30 protein-coding genes and 1 tRNA gene are annotated in these 25,007 nt (G+C 68.6%); 12 read left to right on the plus strand and 19 right to left on the minus strand.

Annotated elements, in window-relative coordinates:
- Nucleotides 1-3: 3 nt before the first annotated feature.
- Nucleotides 4-1,683: a class I adenylate-forming enzyme family protein gene (locus NS334_RS04755; protein ID WP_058754827.1), complete on the minus strand. Its 1,680-nt coding sequence runs from the start codon at nt 1,681-1,683 to the stop codon at nt 4-6.
- A gap of 65 nt (nt 1,684-1,748) precedes the next feature.
- Here NS334_RS04755 and lgt point away from each other — a divergent pair, with 65 nt between their 5' ends.
- Genes lgt through NS334_RS18540 form a run of 5 tightly spaced genes read left to right on the plus strand, consistent with a single transcriptional unit; the run spans nt 1,749 to nt 5,133 of the window.
- Entirely contained in the window at nt 1,749-2,636 is an 888-nt protein-coding gene (gene lgt, locus NS334_RS04760; protein ID WP_241491807.1) for a prolipoprotein diacylglyceryl transferase, read from the plus strand.
- A complete protein-coding gene (locus tag NS334_RS04765; RefSeq protein ID WP_058754829.1) occupies nt 2,636-3,658 on the plus strand; it encodes a class I SAM-dependent methyltransferase in 1,023 nt (340 codons plus the stop codon). The genes lgt and NS334_RS04765 overlap by 1 nt, the downstream gene beginning before the upstream one ends.
- Entirely contained in the window at nt 3,658-4,170 is a 513-nt protein-coding gene (locus tag NS334_RS04770) for a GNAT family N-acetyltransferase (RefSeq protein WP_241491808.1), read from the plus strand. Before NS334_RS04765 ends, NS334_RS04770 begins: the two co-directional genes overlap by 1 nt.
- Nucleotides 4,171-4,208: 38 nt before the next feature.
- Entirely contained in the window at nt 4,209-4,931 is a 723-nt protein-coding gene (pgeF, locus tag NS334_RS04775) for a peptidoglycan editing factor PgeF (protein WP_058754909.1), read from the plus strand.
- A gap of 52 nt (nt 4,932-4,983) precedes the next feature.
- A complete protein-coding gene (locus NS334_RS18540; protein WP_193753001.1) occupies nt 4,984-5,133 on the plus strand; it encodes a hypothetical protein in 150 nt (49 codons plus the stop codon).
- A 9-nt stretch (nt 5,134-5,142) separates the two neighbouring features.
- On the opposite strand, the gene NS334_RS04780 is transcribed toward NS334_RS18540, so the two are convergent.
- From NS334_RS04780 to hslV, 5 genes are all read right to left on the minus strand, one after another.
- The gene (locus NS334_RS04780) at nt 5,143-5,385 is read right to left on the minus strand and encodes a hypothetical protein (protein ID WP_193753002.1); all 243 of its coding nucleotides are present in this window, start codon (nt 5,383-5,385) and stop codon (nt 5,143-5,145) included.
- 112 nt (nt 5,386-5,497) lie between these two features.
- Complete coding sequence (locus NS334_RS19035) at nt 5,498-6,340, minus strand: PEPxxWA-CTERM sorting domain-containing protein (protein WP_058754831.1); 843 nt, start codon at nt 6,338-6,340, stop codon at nt 5,498-5,500.
- 101 nt (nt 6,341-6,441) lie between these two features.
- Nucleotides 6,442-7,551: a helix-turn-helix transcriptional regulator gene (locus NS334_RS04790; protein ID WP_058754832.1), complete on the minus strand. Its 1,110-nt coding sequence runs from the start codon at nt 7,549-7,551 to the stop codon at nt 6,442-6,444.
- A gap of 37 nt (nt 7,552-7,588) precedes the next feature.
- Entirely contained in the window at nt 7,589-8,890 is a 1,302-nt protein-coding gene (gene hslU / locus NS334_RS04795) for an ATP-dependent protease ATPase subunit HslU (protein WP_058754833.1), read from the minus strand.
- 151 nt (nt 8,891-9,041) lie between these two features.
- Nucleotides 9,042-9,584 carry an ATP-dependent protease subunit HslV gene (hslV, locus tag NS334_RS04800; RefSeq protein ID WP_083500255.1) on the minus strand — a complete coding sequence of 181 codons (543 nt, stop codon included), beginning with the start codon at nt 9,582-9,584 and terminating at the stop codon, nt 9,042-9,044.
- A 155-nt stretch (nt 9,585-9,739) separates the two neighbouring features.
- Between hslV and NS334_RS04805 the strand changes: the two genes are divergently transcribed.
- Complete coding sequence (locus NS334_RS04805; RefSeq protein WP_058754835.1) at nt 9,740-9,925, plus strand: hypothetical protein; 186 nt, start codon at nt 9,740-9,742, stop codon at nt 9,923-9,925.
- Between the two features lie 139 nt (nt 9,926-10,064).
- Here the strand turns inward: NS334_RS04805 and NS334_RS04810 are convergent, their stop codons facing one another.
- The 5 genes from NS334_RS04810 to folE all read right to left on the minus strand — a co-directional run bounded on the left by NS334_RS04810 (nt 10,065) and on the right by folE (nt 12,929).
- Complete coding sequence (locus NS334_RS04810; protein ID WP_058754836.1) at nt 10,065-10,472, minus strand: holin family protein; 408 nt, start codon at nt 10,470-10,472, stop codon at nt 10,065-10,067.
- A 4-nt stretch (nt 10,473-10,476) separates the two neighbouring features.
- Complete coding sequence (locus NS334_RS04815; RefSeq protein WP_058754837.1) at nt 10,477-11,016, minus strand: glycoside hydrolase family 108 protein; 540 nt, start codon at nt 11,014-11,016, stop codon at nt 10,477-10,479.
- Nucleotides 11,017-11,219: 203 nt separating this feature from the next.
- Nucleotides 11,220-11,573: a dihydroneopterin aldolase gene (locus tag NS334_RS04820; RefSeq protein ID WP_058754838.1), complete on the minus strand. Its 354-nt coding sequence runs from the start codon at nt 11,571-11,573 to the stop codon at nt 11,220-11,222.
- Entirely contained in the window at nt 11,566-12,297 is a 732-nt protein-coding gene (locus NS334_RS04825; protein ID WP_058754839.1) for an SDR family oxidoreductase, read from the minus strand. The genes NS334_RS04820 and NS334_RS04825 overlap by 8 nt, the downstream gene beginning before the upstream one ends.
- 5 nt (nt 12,298-12,302) lie before the next feature.
- The gene (gene folE / locus NS334_RS04830; protein WP_058754840.1) at nt 12,303-12,929 is read right to left on the minus strand and encodes a GTP cyclohydrolase I FolE; all 627 of its coding nucleotides are present in this window, start codon (nt 12,927-12,929) and stop codon (nt 12,303-12,305) included.
- Between the two features lie 102 nt (nt 12,930-13,031).
- Here folE and NS334_RS04835 point away from each other — a divergent pair, with 102 nt between their 5' ends.
- Both NS334_RS04835 and NS334_RS04840 read left to right on the plus strand, forming a co-directional pair.
- Entirely contained in the window at nt 13,032-13,238 is a 207-nt protein-coding gene (locus tag NS334_RS04835) for a DUF2945 domain-containing protein (RefSeq protein ID WP_058754841.1), read from the plus strand.
- Between the two features lie 46 nt (nt 13,239-13,284).
- Nucleotides 13,285-13,545: an SWIB/MDM2 domain-containing protein gene (locus NS334_RS04840; protein WP_058754842.1), complete on the plus strand. Its 261-nt coding sequence runs from the start codon at nt 13,285-13,287 to the stop codon at nt 13,543-13,545.
- A gap of 117 nt (nt 13,546-13,662) precedes the next feature.
- On the opposite strand, the gene pncB is transcribed toward NS334_RS04840, so the two are convergent.
- Both pncB and NS334_RS04850 read right to left on the minus strand, forming a co-directional pair.
- Nucleotides 13,663-14,967 carry a nicotinate phosphoribosyltransferase gene (gene pncB / locus NS334_RS04845; protein WP_058754843.1) on the minus strand — a complete coding sequence of 435 codons (1,305 nt, stop codon included), beginning with the start codon at nt 14,965-14,967 and terminating at the stop codon, nt 13,663-13,665.
- A 6-nt stretch (nt 14,968-14,973) separates the two neighbouring features.
- Nucleotides 14,974-16,278, minus strand: a complete 1,305-nt coding sequence (locus NS334_RS04850; RefSeq protein WP_058754844.1) for an Hsp70 family protein — start codon at nt 16,276-16,278, stop codon at nt 14,974-14,976.
- A gap of 157 nt (nt 16,279-16,435) precedes the next feature.
- Between NS334_RS04850 and mgrA the strand changes: the two genes are divergently transcribed.
- Both mgrA and NS334_RS04860 read left to right on the plus strand, forming a co-directional pair.
- Nucleotides 16,436-17,512: an L-glyceraldehyde 3-phosphate reductase gene (gene mgrA, locus NS334_RS04855; protein WP_058754845.1), complete on the plus strand. Its 1,077-nt coding sequence runs from the start codon at nt 16,436-16,438 to the stop codon at nt 17,510-17,512.
- Between the two features lies 1 nt (nt 17,513).
- The gene (locus NS334_RS04860; RefSeq protein ID WP_058754846.1) at nt 17,514-18,548 is read left to right on the plus strand and encodes a Gfo/Idh/MocA family protein; all 1,035 of its coding nucleotides are present in this window, start codon (nt 17,514-17,516) and stop codon (nt 18,546-18,548) included.
- A gap of 7 nt (nt 18,549-18,555) precedes the next feature.
- On the opposite strand, the gene NS334_RS04865 is transcribed toward NS334_RS04860, so the two are convergent.
- Nucleotides 18,556-18,632: transfer RNA gene (locus NS334_RS04865), tRNA-Arg, on the minus strand.
- A 494-nt stretch (nt 18,633-19,126) separates the two neighbouring features.
- Here NS334_RS04865 and NS334_RS04870 point away from each other — a divergent pair.
- Both NS334_RS04870 and NS334_RS04875 read left to right on the plus strand, forming a co-directional pair.
- Entirely contained in the window at nt 19,127-20,125 is a 999-nt protein-coding gene (locus tag NS334_RS04870; RefSeq protein WP_058754847.1) for an ATP-binding protein, read from the plus strand.
- Entirely contained in the window at nt 20,122-21,069 is a 948-nt protein-coding gene (locus NS334_RS04875) for a helix-turn-helix transcriptional regulator (protein WP_153002589.1), read from the plus strand. The genes NS334_RS04870 and NS334_RS04875 overlap by 4 nt, the downstream gene beginning before the upstream one ends.
- On the opposite strand, the gene NS334_RS04880 is transcribed toward NS334_RS04875, so the two are convergent.
- The 5 genes from NS334_RS04880 to NS334_RS04900 all read right to left on the minus strand — a co-directional run bounded on the left by NS334_RS04880 (nt 21,048) and on the right by NS334_RS04900 (nt 24,952).
- A complete protein-coding gene (locus NS334_RS04880) occupies nt 21,048-21,395 on the minus strand; it encodes an arsenate reductase (protein WP_058754849.1) in 348 nt (115 codons plus the stop codon). The genes NS334_RS04875 and NS334_RS04880 overlap by 22 nt on opposite strands.
- Nucleotides 21,396-21,485: 90 nt before the next feature.
- Nucleotides 21,486-22,061 (minus strand): hypothetical protein, encoded by a 576-nt coding sequence (locus NS334_RS04885; RefSeq protein WP_058754850.1) that lies wholly within the window; start codon nt 22,059-22,061, stop codon nt 21,486-21,488.
- 253 nt (nt 22,062-22,314) lie between these two features.
- Nucleotides 22,315-23,868: a glutamine-hydrolyzing GMP synthase gene (guaA, locus tag NS334_RS04890; RefSeq protein ID WP_058754851.1), complete on the minus strand. Its 1,554-nt coding sequence runs from the start codon at nt 23,866-23,868 to the stop codon at nt 22,315-22,317.
- 119 nt (nt 23,869-23,987) lie between these two features.
- On the minus strand, nt 23,988-24,773 hold the full coding sequence (map, locus tag NS334_RS04895) for a type I methionyl aminopeptidase (RefSeq protein ID WP_275044673.1): 786 nt from the start codon (nt 24,771-24,773) through the stop codon (nt 23,988-23,990).
- Nucleotides 24,770-24,952 (minus strand): ParD-like family protein, encoded by a 183-nt coding sequence (locus NS334_RS04900; RefSeq protein ID WP_058754852.1) that lies wholly within the window; start codon nt 24,950-24,952, stop codon nt 24,770-24,772. The genes map and NS334_RS04900 overlap by 4 nt, the downstream gene beginning before the upstream one ends.
- Between the last annotated feature and the right edge of the window lie 55 nt (nt 24,953-25,007).

Genomic DNA, 25,007 nt, shown 5'->3' on the forward strand with positions numbered 1-25,007 from the left:
CGACTATCCGTCGACCAGTTCGCCGTAGCTACGGCGCATCGACACCTTGTCGATCTTCTCGGTCCCCAGACGCGGCAGCGGCGCGGCGCTCAGCCAGAGCCGATGCGGCACCTTGAACGCGGCGAGATGGTCGGCAAGGAAGCCCAGCAACTCTGCCGGCGTCGCCTGCTCGCCCTCGCTCAGATGGACGACGGCGCACGGCACCTCGCCCAGCCGCTCATCGGGCAGACCGAACACCGCCGCCTCGGCCACCGCCGGATGGGTGTAGAGCGCCGCCTCCACCTCCTGGCAGCTGATGTTCTCGCCACCGCGGATGATGATGTCCTTCTTGCGATCGACGATGAAGAGATAGCCGTCGGCGTCCAGATAGCCGATGTCGCCGGTTCGGAAGAATCCCTCGGCGGTGAAGCAGGCGGCGGTATCCTCGGGGCGATTCCAGTAACCTTCGAAATTGGCGGCCGAACGAATGCCGATCTCGCCTACGCCGCCCTGGCGCACCTGCCGCCCCGCGTCGTCCAGGATGCCGAGTTCGACCAGTGGCGGCGAGGCGCGTCCCGTCGACGTGGGCTTGGCAAGATAGTTGCTCCGCCAGTTGCCGCAGCCGATCGCATTCGTCTCGGTGAGGCCGTATCCGATCAGGGGCGAGCCCGGCAGCTCGGCGTCGAGCCGGCGGACGTGCTCGACCGGGCGCGGCGCACCACCCGCCGCGAAATCGGTGACGGTCGACAGGTCGTACTCCCCACGCCGGGGATGATTGAGCATCTCGAAACTCATCAGCGGCACGCCGACGAAATAGGTCACCTTCTCGCGCTCGATCAACCGCATGGCCTCCTCGGCGTCCCAGCGTGGCATCAACACCAGCTTGCGCCCCATCGCGAAGCTTTGAAGGAAGGTCGGCACCTCGGCGGTGACGTGGAACAGCGGCACGTTCAGCAGCGTCGCGTGCTGGAGCGTCGCGACAACGCCGTTCTGCGCCGATATCGCCTGCATCATCAGCGCGGACGCCAGGAAGTTGAACGTGCCCTGCATGACCTGGAAATGCGTCGACAGCGCGCCGCGCGCGCGGCCGGTCGAACCGGAGGTGAACAGGATCGTCGCCGGCGCGTCGCCCGTCAGCGCGGGCAGTGTCCCGCCCTTCGCACGCGCCAGCACCGTATCCAGCGCGACCTCCAGCGGCTCGGCATCGTCGCAGACCTCGACCGGCGTGCCGATCCCGTGAAGCCGTTTCGCACGCGGCGGATCGGCGAAGATCACGCGCGGTGCGACCTCCGCGACCGCTGCCGCCAGTTCCTCGCTTTGCCACCAGCCGTTGAGCAGCGTCGCGATCCCGCCGGCCATCAGGATGCCCATGTAGAGCACGATCCACGACGGCGAGTTGCGCGCCGCGATCGCCACCCGGTCGCCGGGCCGAACGCCATAGCCGTCGACCAGCGCGTGCGCGACGCGCGTGGCGGCATCATGAACCTGTCCGAACGTCAACCGCTCCTCGCCCGCCACCAGAAAGGTCAGATCGCGGTGCTGGGCGCAGAAGTGCGCGAAATAGGCCGGGAGCGTTGGCGGTGCGGCGGCGATACACGGCAGGTCGCGACCGAAGCGCGTGACGGTACCGAGCGGCAGCGGACCACCCTCCCCCGTCAACGCCGCCATCGTGGCATCCATGCGCGCATCAAGCTCGGTCCGCATCACTCTCTCCGCTTGGGTTTATGCTCTGTGCATCTTATGGAGGCGCGATTCACGAGGGGAAAGCCTTGATCCTGCCCGCTCTCACGGCTGCCGTAGCGGCAAGCCACATACATTTTTCCGATCTGGGCCTGCACCCCGACGTCTTCTCGATCGGGGTGTTCACGCTGCGGTGGTACAGCCTGGCGTATATCGCCGGAATCGTCATCGGCTGGTGGTATCTGCTGAAGCTGCTCGACCAGCCCGGCGCGCCGATGGCGCGGCGACACGCCGACGATCTGGTGTTCTACGCCACGCTGGGCATCATCCTTGGTGGTCGGATCGGCTACGTCCTGTTCTACGCGCCGGAAATGCTGACCCGCCCGCTGTCGATCCTGCGGCTGTGGGACGGCGGCATGTCGTTCCATGGCGGGGTGATCGGCACGTCGCTCGGCCTGATATGGTTCGCCCGCAAGCATGGGCTGAACTGGCTGCGCGTGCATGATTACGTCGCCTGCTGCGTGCCGTTCGGACTGTTCTTCGGCCGGCTCGCCAACTTCGTGAACGGTGAATTGTGGGGCAAGCCGGCCGACGTGCCCTGGGCGATCGTGTTCGAGCGCACGGTGCCGTTCGGCATTCCCGAGCCCGCGCGTCACCCCAGCCAGCTTTACGAGGCCGGGCTGGAAGGTATCGCGCTGGCGCTGCTGCTGTGGTTCTTCTTCTGGCGGACGAATGCGCGATATCAACCCGGCAAGCTGGTGGGCGTGTTCCTCGCCGGCTACGGGCTGGCGCGCTTCACCGTCGAGTTCTTCCGCGAACCTGACGCGCAACTGCGTCAGTTCGCCGAGGCGACCGGGCTGCACATGGGCCAATGGCTGTGCGTGCCGATGGTGGTCGCGGGCGCCTATCTGATCGCGACCGCGCCGGGACGGCGGCAGCGGGTGGAGCCGGTCGCTGGACCGGACGCGGTCGCCTGATGACCGAACCGCTGCTCGCCGAGCGACTGGCGCGCGCCATCGCGCTGGGCGGGCCGATCCCGGTCAGCCAGTATATGGCCGCCGCCAACGCGCATTATTACGCGACCCGCGATCCGCTCGGCAGCGGCGGCGACTTCACGACCGCGCCGGAGATCAGCCAGATGTTCGGCGAGCTGATCGGCGCCTGGGCCGCCGATCTGTGGGATCGCGCCGGGCGCCCGGACGATGCCGTGTGGGTGGAGCTGGGGCCGGGGCGCGGGACGCTGACCGCCGATGCGTTGCGCGTGATGGCCCGTGCCGGCTTTCGTCCGCCGGTCCATTTCGTCGAGACCAGCCCGACGCTGCGCACGGCGCAAGGAGAGCGGGTGCCGCAGGCGACCTGGCACGACGCGCTGACGACCCTGCCCGACGACCGGCCGCTGATCGTCGTCGCCAACGAATTCTTCGACGCGCTGCCGATCCGGCAGCTCGTCCGGCGCGGCGAGACCTGGCACGAGCGGCTGGTGGCGTGCCAGGACACGCTGTTCCTGCCGATCGCGGGCGCCAGCGTGCCGGACACGATCATCCCGGCGCATCTGGCCGATGCCGCGCCGGGATCGATCATCGAGACGTCGCCGGCCAGCGTCGCGATCATGGCGGATCTGTCGGCGCGGATCGTGGCGCAGGGGGGCGCGGCGCTGGTGATCGACTATGGTTATGACGGCCCGGCGGCGGGGGAGACATTGCAGGCGGTGCGCGGGCACGCCTTCGCCAACCCGTTCGAGGCGCCGGGCGAACAGGATCTGACCGCGCACGTCGATATGGCGACGCTGCGGCTGGTGGCGGCGGCGTCGGGCGCTCGCTCGTGGGGTACGGTTGGACAGGGCACGTTCCTGCGCGCACTCGGCATCGATCAGCGCGCCGCCGCGCTGGGGGAAGAGGTCGCGGGCGATCGCGCGCGGCTGGTGGAGGACATGGGGGAGTTGTTCAAGGTGATCGCACTGACGCATAATGACTGGCCGCAACCGGCGGGGTTCGCATGATGCCCAAGCCGATGCTGCGCCGCGCAACCGTCGCGGATGCCGACGCGTTGGCCGGGGTCGCGCGCGCGACCTTCGAGGAGACGTTCGGCACCCTTTATTCCGCAGCCGATCTCGCCACGTTCCTGGAGCAGCATAACGCGCGCGACTGGGCGGCGGAGGTCGCCGATCCGGCCTTTGCCGTGCTGGTGGTGGAACTGGGGCATACGCTGGTCGGCTATGTAAAGCTGGGCCCGCCGCGCCTGCCGTTCACGCCGAAGACGAACGCGATCGAACTGCGCCAATTCTACCTGCTGAAACCGTGGCAGGGTTCCGGGCTGGGGCCGCGCATGATGGACTGGGCGCTGGACGAGGCACGGACGCGCGGCGTGGCGGAAATCTATCTCTCCGTTTTCATCGACAACGAACGCGCGCGGCGTTTCTACGTCAAATACGGGTTCAAGGACGTCGGCAAATACGCCTTCATGGTCGGCAATCACGCCGACCAGGATATCGTCATGCGCAAGACGTTGTGAGCGCGCCCGAGGTCATTCGGGCCGGCGTGCTGGGTGCGATGCCGCACGGTTTCCTCGGGCGGCGTGGGGGCGTGTCGACCGGGATCCACGCCGGGCTGAACGTCGGACTGGGCTCCGACGACGATGCCGACGCGGTCCGCGCCAACCGCGCGAGGGCGTTGACGGCGGTCAGGCCGGGCGCGGTGCTGCTGACACCGTATCAGGTCCACTCCGCCACCTGCGTCACGGTCGATGCGCCGTTCGCGGGGGCACGACCGGAGGCGGACGCGCTCGTCACCGATCGGCCCGGCCTCGCGATCGGCGTTATCACCGCCGACTGCGCACCGGTGCTGCTGGCCGACGCGGAGGCCGGGGTCGTCGGCGCGGCTCATGCCGGGTGGAAGGGGGCGCTGGGCGGCGTCACCGATGCGACGATCACCGCCATGATCGCGAAGGGCGCGCGGGCGGAGCGAATCGTCGCGGCGGTCGGCCCCTGCATCGCGCGCGCCAGCTACGAGGTCGACGACGCCTTCCGCCGTCGCTTCGAGGAGGCGGACGCCGCCAATGAGCGGTTCTTCGTCGATGCGCGCACGGGGCATCATCGCTTCGATCTGGAGGGCTATGTCGTCCACCGCCTTGCCGCCGCCGGCGTGACGCGCGTCGCGGCGCTGGGGCTGGACACCTATGCCGACGAGGCGCGATTTTTCTCCTATCGCCGTGCCACGCATCGCGGCGAGCCGGGTTACGGTCGGCAGATCGCGATCATCGCGCCGGCGGGCTGAGCGGATCGTTCTCCCGTGCCGCTGGTTAGTGCGCGACACGGGAGAGACGATCATGGCCGAGAATATCGTTCGCGAGGAGCTACGCGAGGGCGAGGTCTTCGACCGCAAGGCGAAACGACCGATCAAGGGCGGGCTCTTCTACCTCGCCTTCCTGCTGGTCGCCGCGATCCTGATCCTGTTCTACGCCGGCAATCTGATCTGACCCCGCAGATCAATCCCCCGGATTTGCGGGCACATCGTACGGGCGCATCCGCCGCGCGACGACCAGCGCGACCAGGACCAGCACGACCGCCTGGATCGGGCGGTAAGGATCGACCGGGGAGCGATCGTTTTCAACCGGCGACAGCAGCGATGGCGGAACGGCGTCGAGTTCGACTGCGGACAACGGCGCACCGTCGCTCACCCACGCCGCCGCTGCACACGGTGTCGTACACAGCACCGCCGCCAGGATCATCCCATAGCGCCATGCCCGTCGAATCGTCACACCCTCATCTGCTCGATGTCACGATATCGCGTCCGGCGGCGAGAGCCATCCTCCGTCTGAAGGAGGAGGAACAGGCCCGCCGTCACGCGACCGATGGACCGTGTGCAGGCGCACGCCGCCGCCGCAACGCCGCGCCGGCCACGCCGAAGCCAAGGATCATCATCGCCCAGGTCGCGGGTTCGGGAACGACGGCGGTGGCGCCCGCAGCACTGAACGCGAAGTTGATCCGACGTTCGTATTTGATGGCGCTCGTGTCGACGCCCGTCACCAGCGCGGCGGTGCCACGCGACAACGTTTCTTCACTATTCGGACCGGCCAGGACAATATTGTATGCGACGTCGGGACGCAGGACCACGTTTCGTCCGCCGCCGTTCGCATAATCCGCAACCGTGCCCCTGAAGATGGGTGAAAATTGATCCGCGCTCGAAATGGTAAGCAAATCAAGGCCGGATTGAAACTCTCCAGGCGGCGATAGATAATTGACGCCCAATACGGTGTCCTGGGTCACAGAGAAGAAAGTCCGCACCTGATGACCAGCGGTGGCGTACGCGAAGCCATCGGCGGACACCGACCACGCCGCCAAATTTCCGACGAACGCCATCGTCCATCGATCTCCCGAGGTGTACCCCGAAAGTGATGTGCTGGCATAGCCGCCGGCGCCGGCCTTTCCATCGTCACCGGATTGTGCAGACGTCGTGAGCGACGCACCGCCGAAGCTCGGCCCATAGCTGGCCGTCTCCGTTGAGCGCTGGAAGCTGCTGGGGGACGCTTTCGCTCGTCCGGCCTCCGTATTGGATGCCAGCGATGCGGCGGTCACTTCCGTCTTCAGCGCGAAAGACTGGATCGACACCAGCGATGCCGCACCCGCCTGCCCGGCCATCAGCGTCGTCGCGCCGACAAGCGACAGCCCCCAACCGTACTTCATTGCCCCGTTTTCCCCGTTAGCTATTGTCAAACGGACGCTAACCGATCCCGTGCGGCATCGCGTCACCCAAATGGGTTAGACCCCGGCCCCGTCACGCCGACCTATCCGAAACGGGACAATAGGCCGATCAACTCGGCCTGCCGCGTCGTCTGCGTCTTCGCGAAAATCTGTCGCAGGTGGACGCGCGCCGTGTTGAGGGCGATGCCCAGCCCCGCCGCCGCCTCGTCGGGGGTCCTGCCCGCCAGCAGCGCGGCGGCGATTTCCGCCTCGCGCGGGGTCAGTCCGAAGGCGGCGCGCCACAGCGAAGCGGCGGGTGCGGGACCGGCCAGCGGATCGATCAGCGTCACCAGCGCGGCGGCATGGTCCACCACCAGCGCCCGCCGCTCCCGCGCCAGCGGCCAGACGCACAACACATAGGGCGGACGCTCACCGTCGCGCTCGATCCGGGTGGCGTCCGCGCTGCCGCCCCTCGTCGCGGTCGCGGCCGCGATCAACGTCGCGAGCCGCCGCTGGCTGGCCGGATCGGTCGCGATCAGTCCTCCCTGCAGCGCGCCCAGCCCATCGCCGCGCCGCAGCACCGCCTCGAAATCGGATGTGGCGCGCAGGATCGTGCCGCGTTCGTCGAGCAACGCCGCCGGTTCCCCCACCACCTCAAGCCGCGCGCTCCACCACCGTTCGCGCAGTTTCTCGGCATGGAGGACGCCGAATTCCAGCGCGCGCTCCAGCGTGCCCGTCAGCGAGGCGAGCCGCCGCCATTGCGCGTCGCTGGTCACCCCCTGCCCGACCGCATTGTGGAACGACAGGCCGCCCACCCAGCGCCCGTCGCCGATCACCGAGGCGGCGGTGACGAAATGTTCCATCCCGCCTTCGCGTGCCATCCATTCGCAATGGAACCGCGTGTCGGCATCGTCGGGGTCGAGCACGTCGACGTCGCGGTACATGCGCGAGCCGGTCAATTGCGCGACGACGCGGACCTGCGGATCGCGCAGGTAAACTCCCTCCGCCCTGTAGCGCTCAAAGCGCTGCGGATCGGGATGGTGGATCGTGTCCCACGCCAGCACCTGCTGCTGACGATCGACCATGCCGAGATAGGCGGCCCTTCCGCCGATCCAGTCCGAGGCCCGCCGCAGCCACGGCACCCAGCCGTCCGCGCCTTCGTCCATCGCCGCCAGATAGGCGCCATGAATCAACGCATCGCGTTCGTCGTCCAAGCCGCCCCCTTCGCGCCGTACCGCAGGCAAGCCTATGTTACAGCACAAAACGGCTCAAGTCGGAGTTGCGCGCGACACTGGCCAGTTGCTGCTCGACATACGCCGCATCGACGGTCAGCGCCCCGCCCTGCCGGTCCTCGGCATCGAAGCTGACCTCCTCCAGCAGTTTCTCCATGACCGTCTGGAGACGGCGGGCGCCGATATTCTCGATCTCGCCGTTCACCTCCGCCGCGATGCGCGCGATGGCGCGGATGCCGTCGTCGGTGAAGGTCACGTCGACACCCTCGGTCGCGATCAGCGCCTTGTATTGCGCGGGCAGCGACGCCTTGGTGTCGGACAGGATCGCGACGAAATCGTCCTCGGCCAGCCCCTTCAGCTCGACGCGGATCGGCAGGCGGCCCTGAAGCTCCGGCAGCAGGTCGCTCGGCTTGGCGACGTGGAAGGCGCCGCTCGCGATGAACAGGATATGGTCGGTCTTCATCGGGCCGTACTTCGTCGAGACGGTCGTGCCCTCGATCAGCGGCAACAGGTCGCGCTGCACGCCCTCGCGGCTGACCGAGCCGCCGCGCACGTCGCTGACCGCGATCTTGTCGATCTCGTCGAGGAAGACGATGCCATTCTCCTCGGCATCCTGGAGCGCGACACGGCTGACCTCATCCTGGTCGAGGCGCTTGTCGGCTTCCTCCTCGACCAGCTTCTCCCATGCGGCGGGGACCAGCAGCTTGCGGCGCTGCTTCGGGCCGCCACCGAACGCCTTGCCCATCATCTCGGACAGGTTGATCATCCCGACCGAACCTTGCCCGCCGGGCAGCTCGAACGGCATCTGCGGCGCCTGTTGCAGTTCCAGCTCGACTTCCTTGTCGGCGAGATGGCCTTCGTGGAAGCGGTTGCGGAAGCTGTCGCGGGTCGCCTGGCTGGCGTCCTTGCCGACCAAAGCGTCGAGCAGGCGGTCCATCGCGGCGGCCTCCGCCTTGTCCTTCACCGCGAGGCGGCGGCGTTCCTTTTCCAGCCGCACCGCTTCCTCGACCAGATCGCGCGCGATCTGCTCCACGTCGCGGCCGACATAGCCGACCTCGGTGAACTTGGTCGCCTCGACCTTCACGAACGGCGCGTCGGCCAGCTTGGCCAAGCGGCGGCTGATCTCGGTTTTGCCGCAGCCGGTCGGCCCGATCATCAGGATGTTCTTCGGCGTCACCTCGTCGCGCAGATCGGGAGCGAGCTGCTGCCGCCGCCAGCGGTTGCGCAGCGCGACGGCGACCGCGCGCTTGGCGTCCTTCTGCCCGATGATATGCGCGTCGAGCGCGGCGACGATCGCCTTGGGGGTCAAATTATCGTTCATGGTTTTTCAAAGCCTTGGTCGGCGAATGTTGTGAATGTTGAGACGGTGGAAGGGTCCGTCGGGAGGTCTGACACGTGGGCGTCGGACCTGTGTCAGACGATGCGCGCAACGCGACAGACATGGGCCCCTGCCTGCGCAGGGGCGACGGACGTCATGTGGTGCTCTCCAACGTCTCGATCGTCACGCGGTCGTTGGTATAGACGCAGACCTCGGCGGCGATCTTCATCGCCTTGCGGCACAGCACCTCGGCATCGTCCTCATATTCGACCAGCGCACGCGCGGCGGCGAGTGCGTAATTGCCGCCCGAGCCGATCGCGGCGACGCCCGCTTCCGGTTCCAGCACGTCGCCGTTGCCGGTCAGGATCAGCGTCACTTCCTTGTCGGCGACGATCATCATCGCCTCCAGGTTGCGCAGGAACTTGTCGGTGCGCCAGTCCTTCGCCAGCTCCACCGCCGCGCGCATCAGGTGATAGCCGTGGCGCTCCAGCTTCGCCTCCAGCCGCTCGAACAGGGTGAACGCGTCGGCGGTCGCGCCCGCGAAGCCGGCGATGACCTTGCCATCACCCAGCGTGCGAACCTTGCGCGCGTTGGGCTTCATGACGGTCTGACCCATCGAGACCTGGCCGTCGCCGATGACGACGACCTTGCCGCCGCGTCGGACCGAGAGGATGGTGGTGCCATGCCAGACGGGCATGGAATGGGGATCGTTACCGCTCATAGCGCCGCGATTTGGGGCGCGGGCGGGCGACAGGCAAGGGCAGCGGCCGACACCGCGCAAATTGGTAACGCAGGCGATGGTATCCGCGCGCGACAAGGACCATATCGCGCGCGGGAGAGTGAGTAGCGTCAATGATTACCGACAAGGACCGCCTGTATTTCCAGACCCGCGCCGAGGCCGAACTGAAACTGGCGGCGGAAGCCGAAGACCCGGCGGTGTGCCAGGCGCATTATGCGATGGCGACGGAGTATCTCGAGGCCGCGCATGGCGCGCATATGCGGTTGCCGCCGGATCCGCAGCGGCTGCGGCGGGGGTAGTGCGGGCGTAACGCTCCCTCATTCCCGCCTCCCGTCGTCATTGCCGCGAAGGCGGGGATCCAGACACGCCGACGTGGCGATTCGTTCGCGACGACCTGGGTTCTGGATTCCCGCCTTCGCGGGGATGACATGATGGGGATTATCTCGCCTTCGCCTTCCCCCATTCCCGCGCGACGGTGTAGCCGAGATAGCCGGTGCCGAAGAGCGCGTAGAGCGGTTCGGGCAGGCCGTTCAAATAGGCGTTCATCCCGTGCGCGATCGCCAGCGCAGCGTCGGGTTTGACCGCCGCGATCAGGCCCATCGGAATGCTCCAGAGCAAGAGGGCGTACATGACGTACAGGAAGCTGGGGCGCGCGCGGCTGGTCCAGGGGTCGGCTGAACCCGCTTCGGCCAGCACCGCCGCCATCTGCGCCTTGACGCGCTCCAGTTCCTGCGTCCCTTCCAGCCGCAGCAGTTCGCGCTGCGCCGCCTCCCGCGCGCGCGGATCGGGGATCAGCTTGTCGAGCAGCCCGGCGACCGGGCCGATGATCGTGTCCAGCATCGCCATGTCCTCACCCGATCCGCTGCGCGAGCCAGCCATACAGGAAAGCCTCGTTGGCGGGGCGCTGTTCCGCGAGCGAGAGATAGCGTTCGCCCTGCAACGCCTCGACCGCCTTGACCAGCACCGTCTCCGCGCCCGCCCCGCGCGTGGCGAGGAACGCGTCCAGCGCGGCGAGCGTCCGCGCGCCGATGCGGCCGTCCGGCACGACGTCGGGGTAATCGCGCCCGCCCCGGTTCAGCGCATTGAGCGCGCGCTGAAAGAAGCCGGTCGCAACCGCCGGCCCCATGTTGACGCCGGTGTCGAACAGTTCGGCCGCCAGCGCGGGCGCGCGATCCGCGACGCGATCCAAGCCCGGGCGCGACCAATAGAGCTGACGGTAGATGGCGACCGCCGCGGGGCGCGCGAAATGGCGCATATCACCCGTATAGCCGTTGGCGCGGGCGACCGCCTCGGTGATGCCGAAGCGGGTGGCGCCGCCGCGATCGGCCGGATGGTGGATATACCCGCCCTCGCGGTCGATCACGCCGTCGATGAGATCGTCGATCATGATTGTGTTCTCCCATTACTGATAGAGAACATATCGCGAACTAATGGGTGTAGGACAGCGTGTTCTTACGAGCCGTTCTCGTCATTCCCGCGCGGGCTGATGGGAATCCATGACCTTTGACGTTCCGGCCCGGGGTTCAGTGGCGGGCGGATCAAGTGATGCGGGAAGGTGCCCAGAACAGGCCCCGGCCTCCGCCGGGGCGGCAGCTATCGGCGCCGCCGCACGATCTCGCAGCCGACACGGGCGTCGGGGAAGACGTCGGGCTTCATCGAGCGCACTCTTACCTCGCGGACGCGCGGATCAGCGAGGCACAGTGCCGCGACGCGCTCGACCAGCGTCTCCTGCAACGCGAAGCCCCCGCCCGCCGCGAGCGCATGGATGCCGTCGCGGATGCCGTCGTAATCGAGCACTTCGGCGATATCGTCCGCCTCGGGCGTCCGGCCATAAGCCACGGTGAGGTGCACCGACAGCAGCACCCGCTGCGGTGTCGCCTCATGCGGGTGGATGCCGAGGCGCATCGCGACCGCCAGATCGTCGAGGATGATCGTGTATTCAGCCATCGCTGCGGCCCTCGAACATCACGTCGCGGTCGCGCTTCACGAATCGCTGACCGCTGTCGACGTACAGATTCTGTCCGGTCACGCTGCGCGCCTCCAGCAGATAGACGACCGCCGCCGCCACCTGGTTCGCGCCCACCGGACGGCGGAGCAGATTGGCGCGCGCCACGGCATCGAACTCGGCGTCGCTCTGGTCGCCGCTGGGCAATGTCAGGCCGGGCGAGACCGCGTTGACCCGGATGCGCGGCGCAAACGCCTGCGCCATCAGCACCGTCGCGCTGGCGAGCGCGGCCTTGGTCAGCGTGTAGCTGTAGAAATCGGGATTGGGATTGGCGAGCTTCTGATCGAGCAGGTTGACGATCGCACCGTCGCGTCCCTGCCCCGCCAGCGCGGCGGCGAGCAGCGACGGCGCGACGACGTTGACCGCGTGGAGCCGCGCCGCCAGCGCGGCATCGGGCGCGGCGGGCACGTCATATTCGAACAGCGAGGCGCTGTTGACCAGACCGTCGACTGGCCCGCCCGCGCAGGCCCGCGCGAACAGCGCCGGCACGTCCGACGGATCGGCGAGATCGCCCGCGACGCACTCCCCGCCCAGTTCCGCCGCCAGCGCCTCGGCCTCCGCGCGCGACCGGCCGTAATGGATTACCGGGACATGCCCGGCCGCGGCGACCGCACGCGCGATCGCCGCGCCGAGCCGTCTGGCCGCCCCGGTCACCAGCACGCGCATCGCGCTCAGGCCATGCCCATCAGCGACAGCACTTCCTTGCGGCTGCGGTCGTCGTCGCGGAAGACGCCCATCATCCGGCTGGTCACCATGCCGACGCCGGAGGTGCGGACGCCGCGCGCGGTCATGCACGCATGGCTCGCCTCGATCACCACCGCGACGCCCAGCGGTTTCAGCCCGTGCCAGATGCAGTCGGCGACCTCGGCGGTCAGCCGTTCCTGCACCTGCAACCGCCGGGCATAGCCGTGGAGCACGCGCGCCAGTTTCGAGATGCCGACGACATGGTTGCGCGGCAGATAGGCGATATGCGCCTTGCCGATGATCGGCGCCATGTGATGCTCGCAATGCGACTGGAACGGAATGTCCTTGAGCAACACGATCTCGTCATAGCCGCCGACTTCCTCGAACACGCGCGACAGATGCACGCCGGGATCCTCGCCGTAACCGGCGCAATATTCCTTCCAGGCGCGCGCCACGCGGCGGGGCGTATCGACCAATCCCTCGCGCGTCGGATCGTCTCCGGCCCAGCGCAGCAGCGTGCGGACCGCCTCCGCCACCTCGTCGGGCACCGCGATCTTGCCGTCCGCCGCCACCAGATCGCCGTCGTCGGGCGTGCCCTGACCCTTGTCGCTCATCCCAGTCCCCGTTCGTGTCGCGCGTGGCTGTAGCACGAATTGATACGGCGCAACCCCGAACCTGTCCTGCGGGTTGCACCTCGACACAACAGGAGACGGACGATGGCAAGCGATCTGAAGAAGGGCGACGAGGTGACCTGGAAGTCGCATGGCGGCACCGCGCACGGCACGGTGGAGAAGAAGCTGACCTCCGAAACCTCGATCAAGGGTCACAAGGTCAAGGCGACGAAGGACGAGCCGCAATATCTGGTAGAGAGTGACAATGGCGGAAAGGCAGCGCACAAGCGCGCCGCGCTCAAGAAGGCGTGATTCCGCGAAGGCCGAGTACGCGGCCGGTGCAACAGGAAGGAATGGAATGGCTACCACGACCAAGACCGGCGGCATCCATGCCCCCGTTCAGCCCTCGGCCGAGCTGGGTGCGATCGTCGGCAACGAGAAGCTGCCGCGCAGCCAGGTCATCAGCAAGGTGTGGGACTATATCAAGTCGAACAACCTGCAAAACCCGGAAAACAAGCGGGAAATCCTGGCCGACGACAAGCTGAAGAAGGTGTTCGGCAAGGACAAGTGCACGATGTTCGAGATGAACAAGTACATCTCGCAGCACGTCAAGGCCTGACCCCGCGAGGCTGCCGGCGCGCCGTGACGGCCCCGGCAGCCAGCGGTCCGCGCGCCGCCGCCCAGAACCGGCGGCGCGTCGTTCCGGGTGCGAATCGGTTGGGCGCCGGGCCGGTGGTCAGACTTCCACCGCCGCCGCCTGACGCCCCGCCGCCCCGAACACGCGCAGATAGCGTTCGATTTCGGCCGGCTCGCCGGTCGCCTTGGCCGGATTGTCGGACAGCTTCACCGCCGGGCGCCCGTCGGCGCTGATCACCTTGCAGACCAGCGAGATCGGCTCCAGCCCCGCCGCGCCGTCCGGGTCGCAGCCGCGAAAGTCGTTGGTCAGGTTCGTGCCCCAGCCGAAGCTGGTCCGCACCCGGCCATGAAAGTGACGGTAGGTTTCGGCGATCGAGGCGACATCCATGCCGTCGGAAAAGATCAGCAGCTTCTCGCACGGGTCGCGGTCGTGCGCGCGCCACCAGTCGATGATCCGCTCGCCCGCCGCGATCGGCGGTGCGCTGTCGGGGCGGAAGCCCGTCCAGTCCGCCACCCAGTCGGGCGCGTCGCGCAGAAAGGCGGCGGTGCCGAACGCGTCGGGTAGCGCGATCAGCAGGTTGCCGCCATAGGCCTGCCGCCATTCGTCGAGCACCCGGTAGGGCGCCGCCGCCAGCGCGGCATCGTCGGGTGCCAGCGCGGCGGCGACCATCGGCAGTTCGTGCGCGTTGGTGCCGATCGCCTCCAGATCGTGGTCCATCGCCAGCAGCACGTTGGACGTGCCGATGAAGCGCGCGCCCAGCCCCTCCTTCAGCGCCTCGACGCACCAGCGTTGCCAGAGAAAGCCGTGGCGGCGGCGCGTGCCGAAGTCCGACAGCGCCAGATCGGGCAGCGCGCGCAGCCGCTCGACCTTCTCCCACAATTTCGCCTTGGCGCGCGCGTACAGCACATCCAGCGTGAAGCGCCCCTTGCCGCGCAACGCAGCCCGCGCGCGCAGTTCGTTGACGATCGCCAGCGCCGGAATCTCCCACATCGTCGTGTCGGTCCACGCCCCGGCAAAGCGCAGCTCATACTGACCGTCGACGCGGCGCAGTTCATAGTCGGGCAGCTGGAAGTCGGCGAGCCACGCCAGGAAATCCGGCGCGAACATTCGCGCCTCGCCGTAGAAGCTGTTGCCCGCCAGCCAGATCAGCTCCTTCTTGGTGAAGCGCAGGCCCCGCGCATGGTCGAGTTGCGCGCGCAGTTCGCCCTCGTCGATCACCTCCGCCAGCCGCACGGTGCGCGTGCGGTTTATGAGCGCGAAGGTTGCCTGCGTGGTCGGATGCCGCCGCCAGATCAGCTGGAGCATCAGCAGCTTGTAGAAGTCGGTATCCAGCAGGCTGCGCACGATCGGGTCGAGCCGCCAGCCGTGATCCCAGGTGCGCGTCGCGATATCGGTATAGACCATCGGCGCTCACGCCTCCCAGGGGGTGATGTCCGGCTCCGCCCCGATCAGCGCGAGGCCGTGCGCGATCGAGGTCAGCTCGCCGCCGGTCGCGATCCGATCCTCGCCGAAGCGGCGGAAGAACAAGGCGCGGATCGCCGGGATCAGCGACGATCCGCCGGTCAGGAACACGCGATCGATCGCCTCCGCCGCCACGCCCGCGCGCGCCAGCGCGGTATCGAGTGCCGTCTCGATCCGCGCCAGATCATCGGCGATCCAGCGCTCGAAATCGGCGCGCGCCACCTCCGCCTCGATCCGCACCCCGCCGCCGTCGAAGGTGAAGGGCGCATGATCCGCCCCCGACAGGGCGCGCTTCAATTTGCCGACCGCGTCATAGAGCGGAAAGCCCTGCTCATGCTCGATCAGCGCGATCATCCGCCCGATCGCCGCCGGGTCCAGCGCGTCGCGTTGCAGCTTGCGCAGTTCCTCCAGCGTCTTGCGGTTGCGCATCAGCGCCAGCCGCGACCAGTCCGCGACGTCGGTGAAATAGCCGCCCGGTATCTCCAGCACCTTGCCGAACGAACGATACCGACCGCCCTTGCCGAGCATCGGAAGCACCAGTTGCGTGACGATCCGCTGGTCGAAACGGTCGCCCGCGATCCCGACACCGCCCGACGCCAGCGGCACGCAGCGCCGCGCCGCGCCCGGTTCGGCGACGCGCACCAGCGAGAAGTCGGTCGTGCCGCCGCCGAAATCCGCGACCAGGATCGTCGCCGGCTCGGTCAGGCGCGTGGCGAAGCTGTGCGCCGCGCCCAGCGGCTCATAGACGTAGTGCACCTCCGCGCCGAACTCGCGCAGCATCAGGTCGTAGCGTTCGCGCGCCAGCGCCGGATCGGGGCGCGCCCCCGCATATTCGACCGGACGCCCGACGACCACGCGCCGAGGCCGATCATCGAGCTGCCCGCCGGCGTGCCGCACCAGCTTCTGCAACAGCAGCCGCCCGAAATCCTCGAACCGGAACGGCTTGTTGAAGATCATCGCCCGCTCGAACAGCGGGCTGGCGGCCACGGTCTTGAACGACTGGACGAAGCGGCTGTCGAGCGGCGCGTCGAGATATTCGGCGATCGCCCATGGCCCCGCCTCATGCGCGACGCCGTTCCAGCCGCGCTCATCCTCCCAGAAGCACAGCGCCGAACGAAAGACAGCGCCGGTCGCCTCGTCACCCGCGAACTCGATCAACCGTGCCTCGCCGTCGCCGCCATCCGCCCGCGCGACCACGGTATTGGTGGTGCCGAAATCCAGCCCGAGCGCCGAAATGTCCGCTGCGCCTGCCACGCTCTGCTCCGTCGCTTCAGGAAAGGGACGGACGCCTATGGCATCGCGGACGGGGCGCGGCAATGGACCGGGCGATCCTGATCCAGCTTCATCGGTCCGCCATTGGCGGTGGCGGCCGGCGTGGCTAAATCCGCACCCGACCCCACGGAGATCATCGATGCCCTTCCCCGCCCCCTATGTCGCCGATGCCGAGCGTTACGACGGCCGGATGCCCTATCGCCGTACCGGACGCAGCGGGCTGCGCCTGCCCGCGATCAGCCTGGGGCTGTGGCAGAATTTCGGCGGCACGGACGTGTTCGAGACCGGCCGCGCGATCCTGCGCCGCGCCTTCGACCGCGGCGTCACGCATTTCGACCTCGCGAACAACTACGGCCCGCCCTATGGCTCGGCGGAGGAAAATTTCGGTCGCGTGATGGCCACCGACTTCGCCACGCACCGCGACGAGTTGATCGTGTCGACCAAGGCCGGGTGGGACATGTGGCCGGGGCCGTATGGCGACATCGGTTCGTCGAAGAAATATCTGATCGCCAGTTGCGAGCAGAGCCTGAAGCGGATGGGCCTCGACTATGTCGACATCTTCTATTCGCACCGCGTCGATCCCAACACGCCGCTGGAGGAAACGATGGGCGCGCTGGTGCAGCTGCACCGGCAGGGCAAGGCGCTGTATATCGGGATCTCCTCCTACGAGCCGGGGCTGACCGCGCGCGCGGCGGCGATCCTGGCCGAGGAGAAGGTGCCGCTGTTCATTCACCAGCCGAGCTACTCGATCCTCAATCGCTGGATCGAGCGCGAGCTGCTGGCGACGCTGGAGTCGCTCGGCACCGGCTGCATCGCCTTCTCGCCGCTGGCACAGGGGATGCTGAGCGACAAATATCTGCGCGGCGTGCCGGACGGCGCACGCGCAGCGCGCGGCGGGTCGCTGTCACAATCGATGCTGACCGAGCAGAATCTCGACGCGATCCGCGCGCTCGACGCGATCGCGAGGGGGCGCGGGCAGTCGCTGGCGCAGATGGCGATCGCCTGGGTGCTGCGCGATCCGCGCGTCACCTCGGCGCTGATCGGTGCGCGGACGGTCGAGCAGCTGGACGATTCGCTCGACGCGGTGAAGCGGCTCGACTTCGCCGCCGACGAACTGGCGGCGATCGACGCGGCGGCCGCCGATGGCGGCATCAACCTCTGGGCGACGTCGAGCGATATCGCGGAACTGCCCGCCGCGCAGGGCGTGCCCGTCTGAGATGGCGCCGATCGGGGTCGGGCTGATCGGCTTCGGCCTGGCCGGCGCGCGGCTGCACGCGCCGGTCATCGCCGCCGTCGCGGGATTGCGGATCGCGGCGATCATGACCTCGCGGGTTGCGGAAGCGCAAGCGGCCTTCCCCGATGCGGCGGTGGTCGCCGCACCGGACGCGCTGCTGACGCGCGACGATGTGGAACTGGTGGTGGTCGCCAGCCCGAACCCCAGTCATGCGCCGCTCGCCCGCGCGGCGCTGGCAGCCGGAAAACATGTCGTGGTCGACAAGCCGTTCGTCACCGATCCGGCCGATGGCGACGCGCTGATCGCGGACGCCCGCGCGGCGGGGCGGGTGCTGAGCGTCTATCACAACCGGCGCTGGGACGCCGATTTCCTGACCGTGCGCGAACTGCTGGCAAGCGGACGGCTGGGCGAGATCGCCCTGGCGGAATTCTGCTGGGACCGCCTGCGCCCCGCGATCAAGCCGGGCTGGCGCGAGGAGCCGGGTGACGGCAGCGGCGTACTCGCCGATCTCGCGCCGCACATGATCGACCAGATGCTGGCGCTGTTCGGCATGCCCGACACCGTGGCCGCCGATATCGTCCGCCAGCGCGCGGCGGCACGGGTGGACGATTATTTCGACCTGACCTTCCGTTACGGCACGCGGCGGGTGCGGATCGCCTCGTCGACGCTGGTCGCCGCACCGCGCCCGCGCTTTGCGCTGCACGGGGAAAACGGCAGCTTCGTCAAGCACGGCATCGACCCGCAGGAGGCGATGTTGCGGGCAGGCGGGCTGGACCCGGCGACCTTCGGTGTCGAGGCGGCATCGGCCTGGGGCGTGCTGACCGATGCGGACGGGCAGGCGCGGGCGATCCCGTCGGCGCGCGGCGACTGGCGCGGCTTCTACCGCGCGATGATCGCCGCGATCCGCACCGCCGCCCCGCCCCCGGTCGACCCCGCGGACGCACTCGCCGGCCTGCGGCTGATCGCCCATGCGCGCGCGGCGGCGGATACCGGATTGCGGGTGTGCGCGACCGCCTAGCGACGGCTGGTGCCCCCGGCGAGATTCGAACTCACGACCTGCGGTTTAGGAAACCGTCGCTCTATCCTGCTGAGCTACGGGGGCACGGGCGGTTTTCCTAGGTTTGCGGAAGCCGGCGGTCAACGCCGATCGCGGACACCGGGAGCGCGCCCGGCGCGATATTCGCCGTTCCTGACGCATGTCATTTGATAAGCGCCACCAAGTGTGCGCTAATATCCGAATGGTCGGGTGGCGCGTGTCGATCGCGGCGGCGCTACCCCGTCGAGAGGGAGGCGGAAGGACGCATGGAACGTTGTCGCGGAACGTTCCCCGAAGACGACGAAACGCCCGCAGCGGGCGCGTCGTCCGCGCCATTTCCCGCCCCCACGTCGCCCGGCGCGTGCGCGTCGGGTGCTGGATGCCCGATCGGGTCGCACCGTCGGCACGCCTTTCAGGGATTTGCCGGCGCATGACGTGACGATGGTTCGAGGGGGACAAGACATGATCGTCGATCGCCGCATTCCGACCACATCCGCCTCGGCGGGCTCCGGCCTGACCTCCATGGGGCGGCCCCGCCGCGTTCCACCAGCGGTGCGGGCATGACGACGCTGCGCCGTGACGCCGACGCGCGCGCCGGGGGTTTTCCGACCGGCGCCGCGCTCACCGCCTTCAACGACAGCTACCGCGACACGCCCGCGCGCCTGTGGGATGCGTTCAGCGTCGCGGCCAGCGCCGGCTGCGGCGCCAGCGCGGCGGGGGTCGTGCTCGGCCCCTTCCAGAGCCGGCGGGGGCAGACCGGGCCGGTCGATGTGCTGAGCGACGGGGACATCATGTTCCTGCACCAGGGCCTGCACCGCACGCCCGGGCTGGTGAGCTGGACCCCGACCGGCGCGCGCCGTCATGTCGCGGCGACCGCGATCGGCGAGGATCCGGACATCGGCTTCCTGTGGATCATGGAGCCGGGCGACGGACTGGGCGACACCGCCTTGTCCACATTGCGCGCCCTGGGCGTGTTCGCGACGCTGCTCTACCGGCTGGACGCCGCGCGCGGACAGGGCGCGTTGCTGCTGGAGGCGGAGCGCCACCGACAGCGCCGCGACCTGCGGTTGCTGGGCGAACGGCTGCATGACGACGGCGGCGCGGCGCTCGCCGCCGCCCGGGTGGCGGCGTTGGCCGGCGCACGCACCGATCGGGGCGACTTCGCGACGCGCTGGGAGGCGGCGCTCGCCGGACTGGCGGCGCAGATCGACGAGCGCCGCGTCGCCTTGTGCGTGGTCTGCGAACAGCCGGTATCGGACGTGCCGGAGCCGTGCGCGACGATCGTGCTGCTCGCGCTGGACGAGTTGGTCGCCAATGCGATCCGCCACGCCTTTCCCGATAGCCGACAGGGCACGATCGCGGTGCGGCTGGACGGCGCCCCCGGCGTGCTGCGACTGGAGGTGGGCAACGACGGTGTTCCGCCCGCCGCCGGAGGCACCGCGATGCGCGACGGCTCGGGGCTCGACATTCTGGCGCGGTTGTTGGCCGGGGTGCGGGGGCGGCTGTCGCTGACGTCCGAACCGGGGACGACGACCTATGCCGCAGAGGTGCGGTGGTGATCGCGATCGACGATCGCCCCGCCGGCGTCCCTCACCCGCCTCCGCCGATGCCGGGCGACGAGGTCGCGGCGATCGCGGACGCGCTGGCGCTACTGCTGGGTGCGGCGGCGGTGAACGTCACCTGGGAAGCCGCCGGGAGCCAGCAGCCGCCGACGTCGTTCGGGCAGCCGGGCACCTCGCCCGCGCACGGCCTGGCGTCCAGCCTCACCGCCACCGGCGGCGGCCGATGCGTGACCGGCACGCTTTCCGCCACCGGTGGCACCATCACCATCGACGCCCGCTTCGCCGACGAAGGCGCACCCGAGGGCGGCGGCGCCCCCGTTACCACGGCCGACATGCCGCCACTGACCCGCGCCCTGGCGGCGGCGATGGATCAGGCCGACGTCGCCGTGCTGCTGATCGACGGACACGCGCGACTGATGTTCGCCAACGCCGCCGCACGGGCGATACTCGACCGCGGCGGTGGTCTGCGCCGCGTTGGCGCGCATATCGCCGCCGCACGGCCGACCGATACGCTGCGCCTTCACGCCGCCATCGCGCGGGTGGTGGACGGCGCCAGCGACAAGGAGCCGCCGGTGGCGATCACCCGCCCCGACCGTCGCCCGCTGCTGGTCGCGATCGTCGCCAGCGGCATCGCGTGCACGCACCCGGCGGAATGCGCGGCGATCGTCCATGTCGTCGATCCGGAGCAGGCGCCGCAGGTGTCGATCGAGCCGACCTGCCGCTTGTACGGCCTGTCGCCGGTCGAGGCCCGCCTCGCCTCGCTGCTGGCCGACGGCATCAGCCTGGCGGGGGCGGCGAAGGCGATGCACGTCCGTCCCCAGACCGCGCGCTCCTATCTGAAGCAGATCTTCCTGAAAACCGACACCCACCGTCAGGCCGAGCTGGTATGGCTGCTGCTCAGGAGCGCGGTGCGCACGCCTCAGCCGAACAATGCGGCATAACGCTCCGGCTTGAACCCCACCTCCACGCCGCCGCCATGCACCAGCACCGGGCGCTTGATGGCCGAGGGATGCGCGATCATCACCGTGCGTGCCTTCGCCGCGTCGAGATCGGCCTTGTCCGCGTCGGGCAGTTTGCGGAAGGTGGTGCCCGCGCGGTTGAGCAGCACCTCCCACCCGAGCCGCGCGATCCACGCATCCAGCGCGGTTGGATCGACGCCGAGCTTCTTGAAATCATAGAAGGTGTAGGCGACCTCGTGATCGGTCAACCACGTGCGGGCCTTCTTCACGGTGTCGCAATTCGGGATGCCGTACAGGCAGATCGTCATGACGTTCCTCCGGTCGCTGATCCGCGCCCGTCATAGCGTCGGCACCGTCCTGCACCATAGCGCGCGGCGACCCGTCGTGACGATCGGCGCCTACCGCGCGGCGGGGACGATCAACTGGCGCACCATGCGGAGTTCGACGCCGTAATTGGGATGCCTGACGGGATCGATCGGCGTGGTGCGGAACAGATAAAGGGCTTCGGCGCCGCCCTCGGGGCGTTGCTTCTGGATACCGCTGATCTCCGAACGGACATTGCCGAAGGTCGCGCTGCGCACCGGTACGGCGACGAACCCACCCCCGCCGCGTGCCTCCGCCGCCGTCAGCAGCCGCTTCCACGCACGCTCGTCGACGCGTCCGTCCGTATGGGTCACGCGGACGGCGCAGGCGTGATAGGGTGGCGCCTCGATCGTGACGATCATCCGGCTGCCGTCCGTCATGGGAATGTCCCAGCCGCGACCGGGATCGTCCTTCAGATAGATGCGCAGCTCCGCCGCGGTCAGCGCACGTGCGCCGGGAAGTTTCGCCATCGCCGCCTCGACCTGCGCATCGTCCGGGAACAGGCGGTTGCAGAGCATGTCGAAGACGCGCATCTGCCCATCGCCGGGAGCGGCCGGGGCGGCGGGCACATCAGCGGATTGCAGCGCGATGGCGAACAGGGCGGCGATCATCGGTCATGTCCATCGGCGAAAGGAAGGCGCGAAAGTGACACGGTTCGCCGCGTGCCGCCAGTGGGGGACGGCATGAGCCCTTGCCCCTCACGCGGAGCGGCGACGATCCGATGCGGTGCCTGGGGGCGCTATGGCCACATCACGCGAGGTGGCCGCGACGATGCCGCGCCAACCTCACACCCTGCGGCCCAACGGCGTCTCGCGACGCCGAATGATCCGGCCGCGACCATGCCCGCACGGTCGCGGGTCCGGATCATTCCCACTCGATCGTGCCGGGCGGCTTGGAGGTGTAGTCGTAGGTCACGCGGTTGATGCCCTTCACCTCGTTGATGATCCGCGTCGCCACCCGCGGCAGGAAGCCGCCCGGGAACTCGAACGCCTCTGCGGTCATCCCGTCGACCGAGGTCACCGCGCGGAGCGCCAGCACGCTGTCATAGGTCCGCCCGTCGCCCATCACGCCGACCGAGCGCACCGGCAGCAGCACCGCAAACGCCTGCCAGATCGTGTCGTAAAGCCCGGCGTTGCGGATTTCCTCCAGATAGATGGCATCCGCCTTGCGCAGGATGTCGCAGCGCTCGCGCGTCACCTCGCCGGGGATACGGATCGCCAGGCCGGGTCCGGGGAACGGATGGCGGCCGACGAACACGTCCGGCAGCCCCAACTCGCGGCCCAGTGCGCGCACCTCGTCCTTGAACAATTCGCGCAGCGGCTCGACGAGCTTCATGTTCATCCGCTCGGGCAGGCCGCCGACATTGTGATGGCTCTTGATCGTCACCGACGGGCCGCCGGTAAAGCTGACGCTCTCGATCACGTCGGGGTAGAGCGTCCCCTGCGCCAGGAAGTCCGCGCCGCCGATCTTCTTCGCCTCCGCTTCGAACACGTCGATGAAGGTCTTGCCGATGAACTTGCGCTTCGCCTCCGGGTCGGTGACGCCGGCCAGGCCGTCCATGAACAGGTCCTGCGCCTGCACATGCACCAGCGGGATGTTGTAGGCGCCGCGGAACAGGCCCACGACCTGCTCGGCCTCGCCCTCGCGCAGGATGCCGCCATCGACGAACACGCAGGTCAGCTGCTCGCCGATCGCCTCGTGAATCAGCACCGCCGCGACCGCCGAATCGACGCCGCCGGACAGGCCGCAGATCACGCGCTTGTCGCCGACCTGTTCGCGGATCTCCGCGATCTTGACGCTGCGGAACTCGGCCATCGTCCAGTCGCCCGCCAGCCCGCAGACGTGGCGTGCGAAATTGGCGATCAGCTTCGCGCCATCGGGGGTATGGACGACCTCCGGGTGGAACTGCATCCCGTAGAAGCGTCGCGCCTCGTCGGCGGTGATCGCGAACGGCGCGCCCGGGGAGGAGGCGACCGGCGCGAACCCGGGCGCGAGCGCCGCGACGTGATCGCCGTGGCTCATCCACACCTGATGCTTTTCGCCCGACTGCCACAAACCGTCGAACAGCGCGCAGGTCTGGTCGACCTCGACGAAGGCCAGGCCGAACTCACCCGACATGCCCTTTTCAACGCGCCCGCCGAGCTGGGTGTTCATCACCTGCTGGCCATAGCAGATGCCGAGGACCGGGATCCCGGCCTCGAAGATCGCCTGCGGCGCGCGCGGGCTATTATGATCGACGACCGAGGCCGGGCCACCGGACAGGATCACGCCTTTGGGCCGCAACCGCGCGAAGGCGTCGGCGGCGGACTGGAAGGGCACGACCTCGCTATAGACGCCCGCCTCGCGCACGCGACGCGCGATCAGCTGAGTCACCTGGCTGCCGAAATCGACGATGAGGATGTTGTCGGGATGCTCCATGGCGAGCCTGTAGCGGGATGGTGCGCGGCGGGAAAGACCCCCTTTCCCCTGACAATCTGCCCGGTTCCTACCCGCCGTCCCTGCGCAGGGAGCGACGGCTGCGAGCGGACGGATGGGGGTTATCCCCGCACGCCCTTCGGCACCGCCTCCCCCTCGCGTAGCGTCAGCACCTCGACGCCCGTCGCGGTCACGGCCACGGTATGCTCGAACTGCGCCGACAGTTTCCCGTCGCCGGTCACGACGGTCCACCCGTCGTCGCGGGTCGCGACCTTGCGGGTGCCCTGATTGACCATCGGCTCGACCGTGAAGGTCATCCCCTCGCGCAGCGTGCCGCCCGTTCCCGGGCGACCATAATTGAGCACCTCGGGCGACTCGTGCATCTCGCGCCCGATGCCATGGCCGCAAAAGTCGCGGACGACCGAATAGCCGTTCTGCTTGGCGTGCCGGTCGATCGCCGCACCGACATCGCCCAGCCGCGCGCCGGGGCGGACCTGCGCGATCCCCTGCCACATCGCCTCCTGCGCCACGCGGACCAGCCGCCGGGCGGCGGCACCGACCGCACCGACGACATAGGTCTTGCTGGAATCGGCGATGAACCCATTCTTCTCCAGCGTGATGTCCAGGTTCACGATATCGCCGTCCCGGACGATATCGCCGGCGGCGGGCACGCCGTGGCAGACGACCTGATTGATCGAGCTGTTGAGGACATAGGCGAAGCCATATTGCCCCTTGCTGGCGGGCCGGGCGTGGCAATCGTCGACGATATAGCGCTCGACCATGTCGTTGATCGCCAGCGTCGACATGCCTGCAAGCGGCTGACGGTCGAGCATCGTGAACACGGAGGCGAGCAGCCGGCCCGATTCGCGCATCAGGTCGAGTTCGGCGGGCGTCTTGATCGGGATCACGCGGCGTGTGCCGTGCGCTCGCGGGCGACGATCTCGTTGAACGAGAGCGTCGGGCTGGCCTCGGCGAGCATCCCGATCTTCATCCAGAACTCCGCCTGCGAATTGATCGAGCGGCACATCACCGCACTGGCACGACGCGCTTCCTCGTGCAGCCGCTCGTCGATCTTCACAATGCCCACACGGCTTCTCCACGACATTATCAACATACGAAACGTATATGGTTTGCACTGTCGA

The organism is Sphingomonas endophytica (assembly GCF_001476895.1).
GTDB classification, from domain to species: Bacteria; Pseudomonadota; Alphaproteobacteria; order Sphingomonadales; family Sphingomonadaceae; genus Sphingomonas; species Sphingomonas endophytica_A.

What these genes read in the sequence shown, in the direction of transcription:
- NS334_RS04755 (WP_058754827.1), bottom strand. Translation starts at nt 1,683, where the DNA reads ATGCGGACCGAGCTTGATGCGCGCATGGATGCCACGATGGCGGCGTTG.
- NS334_RS04765 (WP_058754829.1), top strand. Translation starts at nt 2,636, where the DNA reads ATGACCGAACCGCTGCTCGCCGAGCGACTGGCGCGCGCCATCGCGCTG.
- NS334_RS04770 (WP_241491808.1), top strand. Translation starts at nt 3,658, where the DNA reads ATGCCCAAGCCGATGCTGCGCCGCGCAACCGTCGCGGATGCCGACGCG.
- pgeF (WP_058754909.1), top strand. Translation starts at nt 4,209, where the DNA reads ATGCCGCACGGTTTCCTCGGGCGGCGTGGGGGCGTGTCGACCGGGATC.
- NS334_RS18540 (WP_193753001.1), top strand. Translation starts at nt 4,984, where the DNA reads ATGGCCGAGAATATCGTTCGCGAGGAGCTACGCGAGGGCGAGGTCTTC.
- NS334_RS04780 (WP_193753002.1), bottom strand. Translation starts at nt 5,385, where the DNA reads ATGATCCTGGCGGCGGTGCTGTGTACGACACCGTGTGCAGCGGCGGCG.
- NS334_RS19035 (WP_058754831.1), bottom strand. Translation starts at nt 6,340, where the DNA reads ATGAAGTACGGTTGGGGGCTGTCGCTTGTCGGCGCGACGACGCTGATG.
- hslU (WP_058754833.1), bottom strand. Translation starts at nt 8,890, where the DNA reads ATGAACGATAATTTGACCCCCAAGGCGATCGTCGCCGCGCTCGACGCG.
- hslV (WP_083500255.1), bottom strand. Translation starts at nt 9,584, where the DNA reads ATGCCCGTCTGGCATGGCACCACCATCCTCTCGGTCCGACGCGGCGGC.
- NS334_RS04805 (WP_058754835.1), top strand. Translation starts at nt 9,740, where the DNA reads ATGATTACCGACAAGGACCGCCTGTATTTCCAGACCCGCGCCGAGGCC.
- NS334_RS04810 (WP_058754836.1), bottom strand. Translation starts at nt 10,472, where the DNA reads ATGGCGATGCTGGACACGATCATCGGCCCGGTCGCCGGGCTGCTCGAC.
- NS334_RS04820 (WP_058754838.1), bottom strand. Translation starts at nt 11,573, where the DNA reads ATGGCTGAATACACGATCATCCTCGACGATCTGGCGGTCGCGATGCGC.
- NS334_RS04825 (WP_058754839.1), bottom strand. Translation starts at nt 12,297, where the DNA reads ATGCGCGTGCTGGTGACCGGGGCGGCCAGACGGCTCGGCGCGGCGATC.
- folE (WP_058754840.1), bottom strand. Translation starts at nt 12,929, where the DNA reads ATGAGCGACAAGGGTCAGGGCACGCCCGACGACGGCGATCTGGTGGCG.
- NS334_RS04835 (WP_058754841.1), top strand. Translation starts at nt 13,032, where the DNA reads ATGGCAAGCGATCTGAAGAAGGGCGACGAGGTGACCTGGAAGTCGCAT.
- NS334_RS04840 (WP_058754842.1), top strand. Translation starts at nt 13,285, where the DNA reads ATGGCTACCACGACCAAGACCGGCGGCATCCATGCCCCCGTTCAGCCC.
- pncB (WP_058754843.1), bottom strand. Translation starts at nt 14,967, where the DNA reads ATGGTCTATACCGATATCGCGACGCGCACCTGGGATCACGGCTGGCGG.
- mgrA (WP_058754845.1), top strand. Translation starts at nt 16,436, where the DNA reads ATGCCCTTCCCCGCCCCCTATGTCGCCGATGCCGAGCGTTACGACGGC.
- NS334_RS04860 (WP_058754846.1), top strand. Translation starts at nt 17,514, where the DNA reads ATGGCGCCGATCGGGGTCGGGCTGATCGGCTTCGGCCTGGCCGGCGCG.
- NS334_RS04870 (WP_058754847.1), top strand. Translation starts at nt 19,127, where the DNA reads ATGACGACGCTGCGCCGTGACGCCGACGCGCGCGCCGGGGGTTTTCCG.
- NS334_RS04880 (WP_058754849.1), bottom strand. Translation starts at nt 21,395, where the DNA reads ATGACGATCTGCCTGTACGGCATCCCGAATTGCGACACCGTGAAGAAG.
- NS334_RS04885 (WP_058754850.1), bottom strand. Translation starts at nt 22,061, where the DNA reads ATGATCGCCGCCCTGTTCGCCATCGCGCTGCAATCCGCTGATGTGCCC.
- guaA (WP_058754851.1), bottom strand. Translation starts at nt 23,868, where the DNA reads ATGGAGCATCCCGACAACATCCTCATCGTCGATTTCGGCAGCCAGGTG.